Here is a 13,382-nt window from a genome sequence, read left to right on the forward strand (position 1 = left end):
TTTGGAAATTCCAGGAGGCCCGCAGCCGCGGCCTCCAGACTTGCAGGAGCCAGGCCATGAGCGTAGCCGCCCTTCAAAAAAACCCCGCCAAACGTCCGTCGCGCCATGCGGCGGCGCGCGCCAAGCAATTGTTCCGCAGCCTGGTCGACAGCCCCCTGGTGGACATGGCGCGCGACGTGCGCCGCGGCCTGCCCGCGCAGATGGTCGACGACGCCGCCGACTACCTGCAGGTGCCCAAGTCTGAAATCATGGCCATCACCGAGGTCAAGGCGGCGTCGCTGTCGCGCTGGAGCCGCGAAGGCCTGATGCTGCCGCTGGGCGAATCGGACCGCCTGGCCCGCGTCGCGCGGGTGGCGCGGGTGGCGCGCCAGGTGCTGGGCAGCGACGAAGAAGCGGTCGCCTGGCTGAACACGCCGGTGCCCGCGCTGGGCAACGTCAAGCCGCTGTCCCTGCTGACATCCGACGCCAGCAGCCGCATCGTCGAGGACACGCTGGCGCGCGCCGCGGCGGGCGTCTACGCATGACGGACGACAGCATTTCGATCTGGCGTATCGGGACTACCGCAGGCAAGTACCGCGCCGACGATTTGAGCGGGGCGGGCGCCGCGGCCGTGGGCGGGCGCTACAACAGCCCGGGTACGGCGGTGGTCTATGCCTCGGCCAGCGTGGCGCTGGCGGCGCTGGAAACGGTGGTGCACTTTGCGGCCCGCGCATCCGAGCAGGCCAACCGCTATCTGATCGAACTGGCGGTGCCGCGCGCCGTCCACGAAGCCCGCCAGGCGCTGAGCCTGACGCAGTTGCACGAGGATTATCCGTTCTGGGACGCCGTGCCTTTCGCCGAAGCCTCGCAGGCCGTGGGCGACAACTGGGTGCAGTCCGGCGTGTCGGCGCTGCTTGAACTGCCCAGCGCCATCGTGCCTTATCGGGGTGTGCCGGACTGCAATTTCCTGATCAATCCGGCGCACCCGGACGCCGAGCACATCGTGGTGGTGCGGCGCGAACGCTTCATCTACGATCCGCGCCTGCGCCCCGTCTAGTTCAGTTCGTCAGCACCGCGCGGCCCACGACCTTGCCGGCCCGCAGCGATGCCAGCACGCTGTCGGCTTCGGCCAGCGCGTGGCGATGCACGGGCATGGGCGGAACCTTGCCGGCCCGCACCAGCTCCATCAGTTCCTGCAGTTCGGTCAGGTTGCCGACGTAGCTGCCGATGATGGACAGGGCCTTCATGGGGATCAGCGCGATGGGCCAGGACGATGCGCCGCCGAACAGGCCCACGATGATCAGCTTGCCGCCCTTGGTCAGGAAGTCGAAGGCGAGCGAGGTGGTCGCGGGCGCGCCGACCAGGTCGATGGCCGCCTGGACAGGCTTGCCGCCGGCCGCCTTGATGATCTGCTGCGCGGCATCGGGCGCGGCGCCGTCGATGGCGGCGAGCGCGCCGGCTTCCAGCGCGGCCTGGCGCTTGGCCGGGTCGATGTCGACGACGATGGCGCCGGCGCCGCCCAGGGCCTTGATCAGCGTCAGACTCATCAGGCCCAGGCCGCCCGCGCCGAAGATGACCACGGGATGCGAACGGTAGACGTCCGGGCCGATCTTCTTCAGCGCGGAATAGGTGGTGAGCCCCGAGCAGGCATAGGGCGCGATCTGCGCGGGATCGAGGTCGCCGATGTCGATCAGGTAGCGCGGATGCGGCACCAGGATGTGGTCGGCATAGCCGCCGGCGCGGTGCACGCCCAGGCAGGCGGGCGCGGAGCAGTGGTTCTCCATGCCGGCCAGGCACGGTGCGCACTTGCCGCAGCCGATCCAGGGATAGACGAGGTAGTTGCGGTCGGCCGAGAGTCCCTGGGCGTCGGGGCCGGCGGCGACGACGGCGCCCACGGTTTCGTGGCCCATGGTCAGCGGCAGCGACACGCCGCGGTCCTTCAGCGACAGCGTGCGGCCCTGGCCCAGGTCGTAACCGCCTTCCCACAAGTGGATATCGCTGTGGCATACGCCAGCCGCGCGGACCTTCAGCAGCACCTGCGACCCTTGCGGCGTGGGCGTGGGCTGGTTCATTTCCTGCAAGGGCTCGCGGAAGTTCACGACGCAATAGCACTTCATGGGATGTCTCCTCCTGGGTGGTTTCTACGGCCGGCCCGCGAGGCGGGCGCGGCGTGGCAAGGCTATTTCTTCACGGTCGGGCATTCACTGTCCGCCAGGGACACGAAGACCTTTTCGCCCGGCACCGTGGACAGGATGCGGTAGAAGTCGCCGGGGTACTTGGATTCGGCGGGTTTCTTCACTTCGACCAGATACAGATCCATGATGACGCGGCCGTCTTCGGGGCGCACCCGGGCATTCTTGATCAGTTTGGTGGTGATGGGCAACTCGCGCATCTTCTGGTTGACCGTCGCGCCGTCGAAGGTGCCGGCGGCCTGGGCGGCTTGCAGATAGTGCGTCGTGGCAACGTAGCTCAGCGCCTGCACGATGGACGGCGCGCGCGTCACGCCCATCTTCTTTTGCCAGCGCTGGGTCCAGGCCCGGGTGTCCTCGTCCGCGTCCCAATAGAAACCGGTCGGGAAAGTCAGCCCTTGCGCCACGGGCAGGCCCATCGCCTGGACGTCGTTGATGAAGGTCAGGAAGGTCAGCATGCGCTGCTTGCCGCCAGTCAGTCCGAACTCCTGGGCCTGCTTGATCAGGTTGACCAGATCGCCGCCGGCGCTGGCCAGGCCCACCACGTCAGCCTTGGACGATTGGGCCTGCACCAGGAACGAAGCGAAATCCAGCGCGCCCAGCGGATGCCGGGTGCTGCCCAGCACCTTGCCGCCGGCCTTCTCCACGAAGCGCGAGGCGTTGGCTTCCAGCGATTTGCCGAAGACGTAATCGGTGGTGATGAAGTACCAGGACTTGCCGCCGCTTTCGACCACGCTCTTGACCACGGCATTGGCCAGGGCATAGGTGTCGGGCGCCCATTGGGTGCTGAGATTGCTGCACTGCTTGCCGCTGAAGTCCCCGGCGAAGCCGCCGCTGATGAGGGCGGTTCCGCCTTTTTCGCGCGCCACGCCCTGCGCGGCCAACCCTGCGGAGCTGGCGCCGCCGTCCACCACGGCCACCAGGCCTTGCGTGTCGAACCAGCGGCGAACCAGGGCCGAGGCCACGTCCGCCTTGTTCTGGTTGTCGGCGCCTATGACTTCGACGGTCTTGCCGGCGACCTTGCCGCCAAAGTCCTCGACCGCCATGCGCACGGCCATCTCGGAGCCCAGCCCACCCAGGTCGGAATAGATGCCCGAACGGTCGTTGGACACGCCCAGGCGCACCACGTCGTTTTGGGCTTGGGCCGCGCAGGCGGCCAGCGAGGCGGCCAGCGCCGCCAACAGGGGTTTGATACGCATCTGCTTGCCTCCCGGCCCGATGAGGGCCGAATTATTGGTGTCTCGTTGGGATGCTGTGTATCTGCTTGCGGGGCGCCAGTTCTCCATCTGGCCGAAAATTATTTCACATTGGTGAAAGAAAATTCTTGTGCAAGAATTTAGGTTCGCACATATGAAAAGTCAACATAGTGGATTTCCCAAGTCGAAGCGCGGGCGCGCCGGCTGGAGGGACGCCGCGCGAGGGGTAGACGCATGGAAGTGAAGCTCGTCGCAAGAACGCTGGAACTGATCGAACTGTTTGCCCAGGAGCGGCGGCCGATGCCGCTGACCGAGCTGGCGCAGGGCCTGGGCGCGCCCATGTCCAGCTGCCTGGCATTGGTGCGCACGCTGGTGGCGCGGGGCTATCTGTACGAGGTCCGGCGGCGCGCCGGCTACTACCCCACGCCCAAGCTGCATGCCTTGTGCGGCTCGATCCAATCGGGCGATCCCTGGATGGAGCGGGTGCGTCCGCAGCTCGCGGCGCTGCGCGATGCGGCCAATGAAACGGTGATGCTGGGCAAGATCCAGGACGGCGCGGTGCTGTTCCTGGACATGGCGGAATCCACCCACCCGGTGCACTACGCGACCCGGCCCGGGGTGCGGCGGCCTTTGCACACCAGCGCCGTGGCCAAGGCCATTCTCGCGCGCCTGGGGCCGGCCGAGCGCGAGAGCATCCTGGCGGACGCCGGGTACGAACGCTATACGGATCGCACGCTGGTCACGCGCCAGGCGCTGCTGGACGAAGTGGAGCGGACGGCGGCCAGGGGCTGGGCCGAAAACGCCGGCGAAAGCGTGGCCGACCTGACCGGGCTGGCGGTGGCGCTGGACCTGGGCGGGGAATGGTACGCGCTGTGCATGGCGGGACCCACGTCGCGCGTTGCCGAGAGGCGCGCAGAGAACCTGCGCTTGTTGACCGAGACGGCGGAAGCGATCCGTCTCGGCCGGGAAGCTTAGGGCCTGTGCATGGGGCTCAGGAACCGCGGCGCATCAGCGTGGACTTGCCGAACAGGCTTTCGATGAGGTCCACCGCCAGTTCCGCGGTCTTGTTGCGCACGTCGAAGGCAGGGTTCAGTTCCACCACGTCCAGCGACCGCATCAGGCCGGTGTCGGCGATCATTTCCATGCACAGCTGCGCCTCGCGGTAGGTGGGGCCGCCGGGGACGGTGGTGCCCACGCCGGGGGCGATTTCCGGGTCGAGGAAATCCACGTCGAAGCTCACGTGCAGATGGGTATCGGCGTCCAGCCCGGACAGGGCTGCTTCCATGGTGGCGCGCATACCCATTTCGTCCAGGTAGCGCATGTCGAAGACTTCCAGCCCGGCCTCATGCACCAGGCGCTTTTCGCCCTGGTCCACGCTGCGGATGCCGATCTGCCGCACCCAGCCCGGCTCGATGTCGGGCGTCTGGCCGGACAGGCCCGTGATCTGCGCCGGGCCGTAGCCGCACAGGCAGGCCACCGGCATGCCGTGGATGTTGCCGGTGGGGGTGAGCGCGTTGGTATTGAAGTCGGCATGGGCGTCCAGCCACAACACGCGCAGCTTCTTGCCCGCCGTGCGGCAATGGCGCGCGACCGCGCTGATCGAGCCTATGCCCAGGCAGTGGTCGCCGCCCAGCAGGATGGGCAGGCGGCCCTGGCTCAATTCCTCATGGACGGCGTCGTGCACCGCGCGGTTCCAGGCGGCGACTTCGTCCAGGTGGCGATAGCCGTCCACCGGCGGCAGCCAGGGATTGGCCGGGCCGTAGAGGTTGCCGCGGTCGGTCACCTGGAAACCCTGGGCCTCGATGACCGGGCCCAGATCCGCCACGCGCAGGGCTTCAGGCCCCATGGACGCGCCGCGCGCGCCGGCGCCGATGTCGGTGGGCGCGCCGATCAGGGTGATGTGGTGGGGCAGGTTGGCGGTGTTCTGCAAATCGCGGACTCCGGTAGGGGGCATCAAGTGGCGGATAATACCGCGCTCAATTGGTCGCAGGCCCAGTCGATCTGTTCGCGCGTCACGATCAGCGGCGGCGACAGGCGCAGCGTGTGGCCGTGCGTATCCTTGACCAGCATCCCGCGTGCCTGCAGGCGTTCGCACCACAGGCGCGCGCCGCCGGCGTCGGGCTCCAGTTCCACAGCCAGCATCAGGCCGCGTCCGCGCACTTCGCGCACGGGACCCGGCAGGGTGCGCAGGCGGTCCAGGAAGTAGGAACCCATGGCGGCCGCGTTTTCTATCATGCCTTCCTCGATCAGCACGCGCAGCGCGGCGCGCGCGATGGCGCAGGCCAGCGGGTTGCCGCCGAAGGTGCTGCCGTGCTGGCCGGGCTGGAACACGCCCAGCACGTCGGCGTTGGACAGCACCGCCGACACGGGGTAGAAACCGCCCGACAGCGCCTTGCCGATCAAGGTGACGTCCGCTTCGATGCCTTCATGCTCTTCTGCCAGCAGCTTGCCGGTGCGGCCCAGGCCGGTCTGGATCTCGTCCAGGATCAGCGTGATGCCGCGCTCGGTGCAGCGCTGGCGCACCCGCGCGAAATAGCCCGCAGGCGGCAGGACTACCCCGGCTTCACCCTGTATCGGTTCCACCAGGAATGCCACGGTGTTGGGCGTGATGGCGGCGTCGAAGGCCTCGTAGTCGCCGAAAGGAACGATCTTGAATCCCGGCGCGAACGGCCCATAGTGGCCATAGGCGTCAGGGTCGGTAGAGAAGCCCACGATACCAAGCGTGCGGCCATGGAAGTTGTTGGCGCAGACGATGATCTCGGCCTGGTTCTCCGGCACGCCGCGCACTTCGTAGCCCCATTTGCGCACGGCCTTGATGGCGGTTTCCACGGCTTCCGCGCCACTGTTCATGGGCAGGATCTTGTGCGCTCCGGTCAGGCGCGCCAGGTCTTCGTAGAACGGCGCCATCTGGTCGTGGCGGAAGGCGCGCGAGGTCAGCGTGAGCTTTTGCGCCTGCTCGGCCATGGCGGCCAGGATGGCGGGATGGCAATGCCCCTGGTTGACGGCGGAGTAGGCCGACAGGCAATCCAGGTACTTGCGGCCGTCCACGTCGTAGAGCCAGACGCCGCTGCCGCGCGCGATGACCACGTCAAGCGGATGGTAGTTGTGCGCGCCGAGCTGGTCTTCCACGCGGTCGCGGTGGCTGGCGGCGGACTGTGCGCCCGGCTGGGTGTTCAATACCGCGCTCATGAGCGTCTCCCGAGGAGGTATTGCAGCCATCTTAGCGCCGCAATCCGGTCCGCGGCATTGCCATTGCGTGACAAAGGCCATTGCCGGGCGATGCCGCGGGCTGCTGCACAATAGCGGCTGCGCGGGGCGATGCCCTGTTTTCCTACCTGGATGGTCCTCATGTTGTTGCACAAACTGCTACTGAAATTCACCCGCTGCGCGGCCACGGCCGGGTTGGCGCTGGCCTGCGCCTCCGCCGCCATGGCGCAGGACAAGCCGCTGCGCATCGGCGTGATCCCCAGCGTGGCCAATGCCGCCACCGAGATCGCCATCGCCCAGGCCCAAAAGGAAGGCCTGGAGGTCAAGCTGGTGGAATTCAACGACTGGGTGTTGCCCAACATCGCGGTCGCCGACGGTTCGGTGGACGCGAACTTCTTCCAGCATGAACCCTTCCTGGAACTCTTCAACCAGCGCCGCGGCGCTGACCTCAAGCCCATCGCCTACGGCTATTCCACCACCATCGGCCTGTTTTCCAAGAAGCTGAAGAAGGGCGACGCGATGCCCGAGGGCGCGACCATTGCGGTTCCCAACGACCCGGTCAACACCGGCCGGGCGCTGTTGCTGCTGGAATCCATCGGCCTGATCAAGCTCAAGCCCGGCGTGGCGCACCAGGCCGCGCTGGAGGACGTGGTGTCGAACCCCAAGAAGCTGAAGTTCGTGGCGATCGAAGGCTCCCAGTCCGCGCGCACCTTCGATGACGTGACCGCGTCCGTCACCTACACCACCTTCGCCAAGCAGGCCGGCTTGAACGAGAAGGACGGCCTGGCCTTTGACAACACCGATCCGGCCAATGTGCGGCGCTATGCCATCCGCTGGGTGGCCACGCCGGCCGGCGCGCAGGATCCGCGCCTGCTGAAGTTCATTTCGATCTACCAGAACTCGGCCGAAGTGAAGGCCAAGCTGCGCAGCCTTTATGGCGACCTGATCGACTTTCCCTGGTAGCGCGGCGCGGCGAGCCGAGGGGGGGCGGGCGTTGACGATTCTTGGCAGTTCGGCTCAGAGATAGCTCGTATACTGGCCCCAATTTTCCTCCCGCCCGGAGATCAGGCGCCGCCATGGCTGCTCCGCAGGGCGCGCCCTCTACTTTCGAGCCCCAAGCCATGCGTATTCCATCGCCCGACGATGCCGCCCATGCCCAGGTCCTGCCCGTCGATGACGGCCGCATCCTGGCTGCGGCCAGCGCGATCCTCGCAGCGGGGCCGCAGGCCGGTTTTTTCGATACGCTGGTCAACCGCGCGGTCGCGGACATGGGCGTGGACTACGCCTGGGTGCGGCTGCACGATGCCGGCGACGGGACGGAGCTGATCGCCAGCGTCAGTTGCGGCGCGGGCCTGGCGGCCGATCCCGCGGGCGCGGGCGACGCCTTGCATGCGCGGCTGGCGGATCAGACCTCGCAGGCGTGTCTGCGAGACTTGCGGCAAGACCATCCCTGGCTGCTCGAGGCCGGCGTGCGGGCCTGCGTGGCGCGTACGCTCTTCGACGGGAATGGAGTCGCCTGCGGCCACATCGCCTTTCTCTTCAGGCGCGAGCTGGCCGATGCGTCAGCCCACGCCAACGCGCAAGCCATACTGGCCAGCTTCGCGCAGCACGCCGTGCTGGGCGCGGCCGCGCGCGAAAGCGAGCTGGCGCGCCAAAACGAAGTCATTGCGCAGTTCGGCGCGCTGTTCCGGTCGGCGCCGGTGCTGATCAACGCCTTCGACCAGGACGGCCGCTGCACGCTGTGGAACGACGCCTGTGTGCGGCGCTTCGGCTGGTCCGAAGCCGAGATCAAGCTGAGCTCGAACCCGTTTGCGCTGTTTTACCCCGATCCGGCGGTACGGGATCGCGCGATGGACAGCGTCGTCGCGCGGCCCGAACGCTCGTTCCGCGAATGGCAGCCGCGCACACGCGACGGCGAGCAACTGTCGGTGCTTTGGTCCAACGTCAAGTTGCCCGACGGCAAGGTCGTGAACCTGGGCATGGACATCACTGAAAGCCGGCGCGCGGAAGCCGCGCTGGAGCGCATGGCCCGGGTGGACAGCCTGACCGGCTGCTGGAACCGCGCCGAAATCCTCAAGCGCATGGAAGAACGCCTGGCCGACGGCCGCCGTGGCGCGGGCGGGCCGACCACCGCGCTGATGCTGGACCTGGATTACTTCAAGCAGGTCAACGACCGCTATGGGCACTTGGGGGGTGACGTGGCGCTGAGGCACTTCTGCGATCAACTGCGCGCCTGTCTGCGCGAGGGCGATTCGGCAGGAAGGCTGGGCGGCGAGGAATTCCTGGTGCTGCTGGCGGACGCCGACGCGGCGGTGGCGCGCGCGATCTGCGAGCGCCTGCGCGCCAGCCTGAGGCAGCATCCGGCGGATATCGACGGGGCGGTGGTGACGCTGTCGGTCAGCGGCGGCATCGCGAGCTTTCTACCTGGCGACGCCACCGCGTCGGACGTGCTGCGCCGTGCGGATTTCGCGCTATATCAGGCCAAGCGGTCGGGTAGGGATTGCGCGGTGGAGTACCGGAGCTGAGGGGCGCTCAGGCAGCCGCCTGGCCGCCCGCCGCGCGCCGGCCGTTCAGGCGCCAATGCAGGCCTAGCGCCGCGGCGGCCAGGGCGCAGGCCGCGGCCAAGCCCAGCGCTTCGAACCCCGCGTGGGTGTAGATGGTGCCGGCGATCGCGGTGCCGACGCTTGCGCCCAGGTAGGTGGTGCAGGTATTCAGCCCCAGCACCGCGCCGCGCTCTTCGGGCCGGGCGCGCGACAGCAGCAGCACCAGCAGGTTCAGGCTCAGTTGCGAGGCCGCGCCCCAGAGGGTGGCGATGGCAAGCACCGCGCTCAACGCATGCGCGGCCGGCAGCAGCCCCAGATACACCAGCGCGATCACGCCCAACGCCATCGGCAGGGCGCGGCGCGGCCCCAGCCGCTCGATCAGCGGCGCGCCAGCTACCCCGGCCAGCAGGAACCCTGCGCCGTAGGCGAAAGCGATGAAGCCTACCTGTCCCGCGGATAGCCCCAGCAGGCCGCGCACATGGTCGGCCAGGAAGGCATACACGCCATAGAAGGCCGACGAGAACGCCAGGCAGCCCAGCAGCAAAGCGGGCACGTCGCGATAGGACAACGGCGCCAGCAGGCGCGACAGGCGCAGCGGCGCGGGATTCTCGGCGCGGCGCTCCGGCAGCTGGCGCAGCCCGAGCACGGCGATGGCGGCGCAGAGCGCCAGCGTGGCGTAGGTGGCGCGCCAACCCACGGCGTCGGAGATGAGCGCGGACAGCGGCACGCCCGCCACCAGCGACACGGACCAACCCGCGATGACGCGGCCCAGGGTGCGCGCCTCCTGGCCGGGCGGCGCGATCAGCGCGGCCGATCCATAGGCCGCGGGCAGGATGACGCCCGCCGCGGCGCCTGCCAGGGCTTGCGCCAGCGTCAGCACGATCCAGTGCGGCGCGCAGGCGGACAAGATCAGCGCGGCGATCAGCACCGCCATCGCGCCCAGCAGCGAACGGCGCACGCCGATGCGGTCGATGCGGGCGGCCAAAAAGAAGGCGCTGGCGGCGGTGGCCGCGCCATACGCGGAAATGGCGGTGCTGATGGTCAGCGGGGAAGTGGAAAAAGAGCGCGCCACGTCGCTCAGGATGGGGCTGAGCGCCAGACCGTTGGAGCCTACGACGCTGACGGCGAACATCAGGGCGGGGACGGACGAGGCGGGGCGGGCGCTGCGGGTGCTACGGTTCTGCATCGCGAAATTTTATTGGAATAAAATAAGGGTTAACGCTTATATTTCCTTATTCCATAAAAGTTCGAATGCCGTTCGGCAGAACCCAATTCCAATGCCTGATCTTGACGACCGCGACCGAAAGCTATTAACGCTGCTGGCCGACGATGCCTCCCCCAGCTACGCCGAACTGGGCAAAATGCTGAACCTCTCCGCCCCGGCCGTGCATGAAAGGGTCAAGCGTCTGAAGCGCGACGGCCTGATAAAAGGCATCGCCGCCAAGCTGGATGGCGCGCGCATCGGCCGGCCGCTGCTGGCCTTCGTGCACGTGGACACCAACAACTGGACCATTACGCAGCAGGTGCTGGGGCTGGCCGAGCTGACCGAGGTGGAAGAGATCCACACCATCACCGGCAAGAGTGCCATGCTGCTGAAAGTGCGCGTGCGCGACACGCAGGCGCTGGAGGCGCTGCTGGCCCGCATCCATCAGATCGACGGCATCACCAACACCACCAGCGACATCGCCTTGACCAGCTATCTGGAGCGCGGTCCCTTGCCGGACAACGGCTGAGCCGCGCCGCTCAAGCCGCGCGCAGCCGCAGGCGCGTGATCTCGGAGGGCGCGCCCAGGCGCTTGGGCGGTCCCCAATAGCCCGTGCCGCGGCTGATGTAGATCCACATCTTGCCCAGGCGATGCAGGCCGGCCGTATAGGGCTGCTGGAACCGCACGAAGAAACCCCAGGGGAAGAATTGTCCGCCATGCGTATGGCCGGACAATTGCAGGGTATAGCCCAGCGGCTCGGCGGCCGCCGCGCTGCGCGGCTGGTGCGCCAGCAGTATCCGGGGCATGGCATCGGCGGGCGCGCCCGCCAGCGCCGCCTTGGGGCTGCTGCGCTGCTGCGGATCGAACGAACCCGCGCTGTAGTCGGTGATGCCCGCCACCACCACGGGCAGGCCGGCGGGGTGGATGACCACGTGTTCATTCATCAGCACGCGCAGCCCCATGCGGCGGAACTCGGCGATCCAGGGCGTGGCGCCCGAATAGTATTCATGGTTGCCGGTCACCAGATAAACCCCGTGGGTCGCGCGCAGCTGACCCAGCGGGCTGGCCTGGGCGGAAAGCTGCTCGACGCTGCCGTCGACCACATCGCCAGTGATCGCAATCATGTCCGGCAGCTGTTCATTGACGGCGTCGACGATGGCCTGCACGTAGCGTTTCTTGATGGTCGGGCCGACGTGGATGTCGCTGATCTGCACGATGGTGAAACCGTCCAGGTCGGGCGCGAGCCCGGCGATGGGCACGTCCACATCGACCACGCGCGCCCGCTTGCGGGCGTTGTACAGGCCGACCAAGGTCGCGGCGAGAGCCAGTAGGGGCACGGTCCAGGCGCTGGCCCGGCGCAGCGCGGTCCAAGGCAGACCGGCGCCGATGAGCAGATCCGCCAGCCCCGCCGCCAGCAGCAGCGCGTCGCGCAGCACCGTCAGCACGAACAGGGACGAGAACAGGCCCATCGCGAACAGCCCGACCCAGGCGATGCGGTCGCCCCAGGGCGGGTGCACGGAAGAACGCCCCAGCATCCCCAGCGGAATCAGGATGCAGGACAGCAGCAAGGCAAGGATGGCGGCGGCGGAACCCGCTCCGCCCAGTTGGGCGTCGGGGATCAGGCGGGCGCCCACGTAGACGTGAGCCAGGGCGCCCAGGGTCAGGAAGCGCAGGAAGAATGAGGATTGGCGTAGGGACACGGCGACTCTGGGGCGCGCCGGGCGGAAAGCCGCGGCGCGCGTGGCAAGGGAACCGTCATTCTATGCCGCGTGCGGATTCTCCCGCACGAGCAAATCCGGCCCCATCTCCCGCACATGGTTGATGCCCAGCATCGCCATGTTGCGGTCGACCTCGGCGCGCAGCAGGCCGATTGCATGCGCCACGCCGGCTTCGCCGCCGACCGCCGCCGCGTAGTTGAAGGGCCGTCCGACGAAGACGAAGCTTGCGCCCAGCGCCAGCGCCTTGAGCACGTCGCTGCCGCGGCGCACGCCGCTATCCATCATCACGGTCATGTTGCCGGCGGCGGCGACCACGCCGGGCAGGGCGCGCAGCGGCGAGACCGCGCCGTCCAGTTGCCGGCCGCCATGGTTCGACACGATGATGCCGTCGGCGCCATGCTGCCGCGCCAGCGCCGCGTCCTGCGGGTGCAGGATGCCCTTGATGATGAGCGTGCCCGGCCACTGGCGGCGGATGCGCGCCACATGTTCCCAGCTGAGGTGGTCGCGCGCGCTGAAGTCGCGCAGCACCGACGACGACACGATCGGCGCGCCGCGCGTCGCGAAGGAGTTTTCGAAATGCGGCATGCCATGGGCCAGCAGCGTGCGCATGAACGTGCCGGCCAGCCAGCGCGGCCGCGTCAGGCCGTCCCAGGCCAGGCGCAGGCTGGGCTTGAGCGGCGTGGAGAAGCCGGTGCGCACGTTGTTTTCGCGGTTTGCCGACACGGGGATGTCCACCGTCAGCACCAGCGTTTCGTAGCCGGCGTGGCGGGCGCGTTCGACCAGCGCGTCGATGCGCTGCGGATCCCCCGGCAGATAGGCCTGGAACCAGGTGCCGGGCGCTGCGCGGATGACGTCTTCCAACGGGATAAGCGAGGTGCCGCTGAGGATGGCGGGTATGCCTTGCTCACGCGCGGCACGCGCCAGCACGATGTCGCCGCGGTAGGCCGACAGCGCGCTGATGCCCATCGGGGCAATGCCGAAGGGCGAGGCATAGCGGCGGCCAAAGAGCTCGGTTTGCTGCGTGCGGCGCGACACGTCCACCAGCACGCGCGGGGAAAACGCGTACTGCGCAAAGGCGTTGCGGTTGCCGCGCAGGGACTGGTTGTCTTCGGCCGCGCCCGCGACATAGCCGAAGATCGGCCGCGGCAGGCGGCGTTTCGCGGCCGCCTCGAAGTCGTCCAGCGACAGCATGCGCGCCAGCGCGCGCGGCAAGGGGCGGTCGGCCGAGGCGGCGCGGGGACTGGCGGTGGTCGAGAGCAGGGATGTCATGGCGGGCCGGCAAAAGCCCGTAATCTAGCAACGCCGATTCATCGCATAAAGCGAATAAAACCAGACATCCAATTTCG

At 68.1% G+C, this 13,382-nt stretch carries 13 protein-coding genes; 6 read left to right on the forward strand and 7 right to left on the reverse strand.

Annotated features, from left to right (window positions below; translation table 11 throughout):
• The first annotated feature begins 56 nt into the window (after positions 1–56).
• The gene (locus IAG39_RS15840; protein ID WP_059375915.1) at positions 57–524 is read left to right on the forward strand and encodes an antitoxin Xre/MbcA/ParS toxin-binding domain-containing protein; all 468 of its coding nucleotides are present in this window, start codon (positions 57–59) and stop codon (positions 522–524) included.
• Entirely contained in the window at positions 521–1,036 is a 516-nt protein-coding gene (locus IAG39_RS15845; protein ID WP_059375918.1) for an RES family NAD+ phosphorylase, read from the forward strand. The genes IAG39_RS15840 and IAG39_RS15845 overlap by 4 nt, the downstream gene beginning before the upstream one ends.
• Position 1,037: 1 nt before the next feature.
• On the opposite strand, the gene IAG39_RS15850 is transcribed toward IAG39_RS15845, so the two are convergent.
• Both IAG39_RS15850 and IAG39_RS15855 read right to left on the reverse strand, forming a co-directional pair.
• Positions 1,038–2,096 (reverse strand): alcohol dehydrogenase, encoded by a 1,059-nt coding sequence (locus tag IAG39_RS15850; protein WP_118932461.1) that lies wholly within the window; start codon positions 2,094–2,096, stop codon positions 1,038–1,040.
• A gap of 62 nt (positions 2,097–2,158) precedes the next feature.
• On the reverse strand, positions 2,159–3,367 hold the full coding sequence (locus tag IAG39_RS15855) for an ABC transporter substrate-binding protein (RefSeq protein WP_118932460.1): 1,209 nt from the start codon (positions 3,365–3,367) through the stop codon (positions 2,159–2,161).
• A gap of 231 nt (positions 3,368–3,598) precedes the next feature.
• On the opposite strand from IAG39_RS15855, the gene IAG39_RS15860 reads away from it, so the two are divergent.
• Positions 3,599–4,339: an IclR family transcriptional regulator gene (locus IAG39_RS15860; protein ID WP_118932459.1), complete on the forward strand. Its 741-nt coding sequence runs from the start codon at positions 3,599–3,601 to the stop codon at positions 4,337–4,339.
• A gap of 16 nt (positions 4,340–4,355) precedes the next feature.
• On the opposite strand, the gene rocF is transcribed toward IAG39_RS15860, so the two are convergent.
• Both rocF and rocD read right to left on the reverse strand, forming a co-directional pair.
• Positions 4,356–5,318: an arginase gene (gene rocF / locus IAG39_RS15865; protein WP_118932458.1), complete on the reverse strand. Its 963-nt coding sequence runs from the start codon at positions 5,316–5,318 to the stop codon at positions 4,356–4,358.
• Positions 5,318–6,553 (reverse strand): ornithine--oxo-acid transaminase, encoded by a 1,236-nt coding sequence (gene rocD, locus IAG39_RS15870; protein ID WP_059375934.1) that lies wholly within the window; start codon positions 6,551–6,553, stop codon positions 5,318–5,320. Before rocD ends, rocF begins: the two co-directional genes overlap by 1 nt.
• 159 nt (positions 6,554–6,712) lie before the next feature.
• Between rocD and IAG39_RS15875 the strand changes: the two genes are divergently transcribed.
• Positions 6,713–7,534, forward strand: coding sequence for a MetQ/NlpA family ABC transporter substrate-binding protein (locus IAG39_RS15875; protein WP_118932457.1), 822 nt, complete (start codon positions 6,713–6,715; stop codon positions 7,532–7,534).
• A gap of 113 nt (positions 7,535–7,647) precedes the next feature.
• The gene (locus IAG39_RS31595; protein ID WP_223283311.1) at positions 7,648–9,096 is read left to right on the forward strand and encodes a diguanylate cyclase; all 1,449 of its coding nucleotides are present in this window, start codon (positions 7,648–7,650) and stop codon (positions 9,094–9,096) included.
• A gap of 7 nt (positions 9,097–9,103) precedes the next feature.
• Here the strand turns inward: IAG39_RS31595 and IAG39_RS15885 are convergent, their stop codons facing one another.
• Entirely contained in the window at positions 9,104–10,300 is a 1,197-nt protein-coding gene (locus IAG39_RS15885; protein WP_059375938.1) for an MFS transporter, read from the reverse strand.
• A gap of 91 nt (positions 10,301–10,391) precedes the next feature.
• On the opposite strand from IAG39_RS15885, the gene IAG39_RS15890 reads away from it, so the two are divergent.
• Positions 10,392–10,847: an Lrp/AsnC family transcriptional regulator gene (locus IAG39_RS15890; RefSeq protein ID WP_054454198.1), complete on the forward strand. Its 456-nt coding sequence runs from the start codon at positions 10,392–10,394 to the stop codon at positions 10,845–10,847.
• A gap of 10 nt (positions 10,848–10,857) precedes the next feature.
• Here IAG39_RS15890 and IAG39_RS15895 read toward each other — a convergent pair whose 3' ends face one another.
• Together IAG39_RS15895 and IAG39_RS15900 are read right to left on the reverse strand one after the other, a co-directional pair.
• Positions 10,858–12,018 carry a metallophosphoesterase gene (locus IAG39_RS15895; RefSeq protein WP_118932456.1) on the reverse strand — a complete coding sequence of 387 codons (1,161 nt, stop codon included), beginning with the start codon at positions 12,016–12,018 and terminating at the stop codon, positions 10,858–10,860.
• Between the two features lie 60 nt (positions 12,019–12,078).
• On the reverse strand, positions 12,079–13,305 hold the full coding sequence (locus IAG39_RS15900) for an alpha-hydroxy acid oxidase (protein WP_059375943.1): 1,227 nt from the start codon (positions 13,303–13,305) through the stop codon (positions 12,079–12,081).
• Positions 13,306–13,382 lie beyond the last annotated feature (77 nt).

The sequence above is a fragment of the Achromobacter xylosoxidans genome, from assembly GCF_014490035.1.
GTDB lineage: Bacteria > Pseudomonadota > Gammaproteobacteria > Burkholderiales > Burkholderiaceae_B > Achromobacter > Achromobacter bronchisepticus_A.

Coding starts and splice junctions, on each gene's coding strand:
- IAG39_RS15840 (WP_059375915.1), top strand. CDS start 57: ATGAGCGTAGCCGCCCTTCAAAAAAACCCCGCCAAACGTCCGTCGCGC.
- IAG39_RS15860 (WP_118932459.1), top strand. CDS start 3,599: ATGGAAGTGAAGCTCGTCGCAAGAACGCTGGAACTGATCGAACTGTTT.
- IAG39_RS15885 (WP_059375938.1), bottom strand. CDS start 10,300: ATGCAGAACCGTAGCACCCGCAGCGCCCGCCCCGCCTCGTCCGTCCCC.
- IAG39_RS15890 (WP_054454198.1), top strand. CDS start 10,392: ATGCCTGATCTTGACGACCGCGACCGAAAGCTATTAACGCTGCTGGCC.
- IAG39_RS15875 (WP_118932457.1), top strand. CDS start 6,713: ATGTTGTTGCACAAACTGCTACTGAAATTCACCCGCTGCGCGGCCACG.
- IAG39_RS15845 (WP_059375918.1), top strand. CDS start 521: ATGACGGACGACAGCATTTCGATCTGGCGTATCGGGACTACCGCAGGC.
- IAG39_RS31595 (WP_223283311.1), top strand. CDS start 7,648: ATGGCTGCTCCGCAGGGCGCGCCCTCTACTTTCGAGCCCCAAGCCATG.
- IAG39_RS15855 (WP_118932460.1), bottom strand. CDS start 3,367: ATGCGTATCAAACCCCTGTTGGCGGCGCTGGCCGCCTCGCTGGCCGCC.
- IAG39_RS15900 (WP_059375943.1), bottom strand. CDS start 13,305: ATGACATCCCTGCTCTCGACCACCGCCAGTCCCCGCGCCGCCTCGGCC.
- rocF (WP_118932458.1), bottom strand. CDS start 5,318: ATGCCCCCTACCGGAGTCCGCGATTTGCAGAACACCGCCAACCTGCCC.
- IAG39_RS15850 (WP_118932461.1), bottom strand. CDS start 2,096: ATGAAGTGCTATTGCGTCGTGAACTTCCGCGAGCCCTTGCAGGAAATG.
- rocD (WP_059375934.1), bottom strand. CDS start 6,553: ATGAGCGCGGTATTGAACACCCAGCCGGGCGCACAGTCCGCCGCCAGC.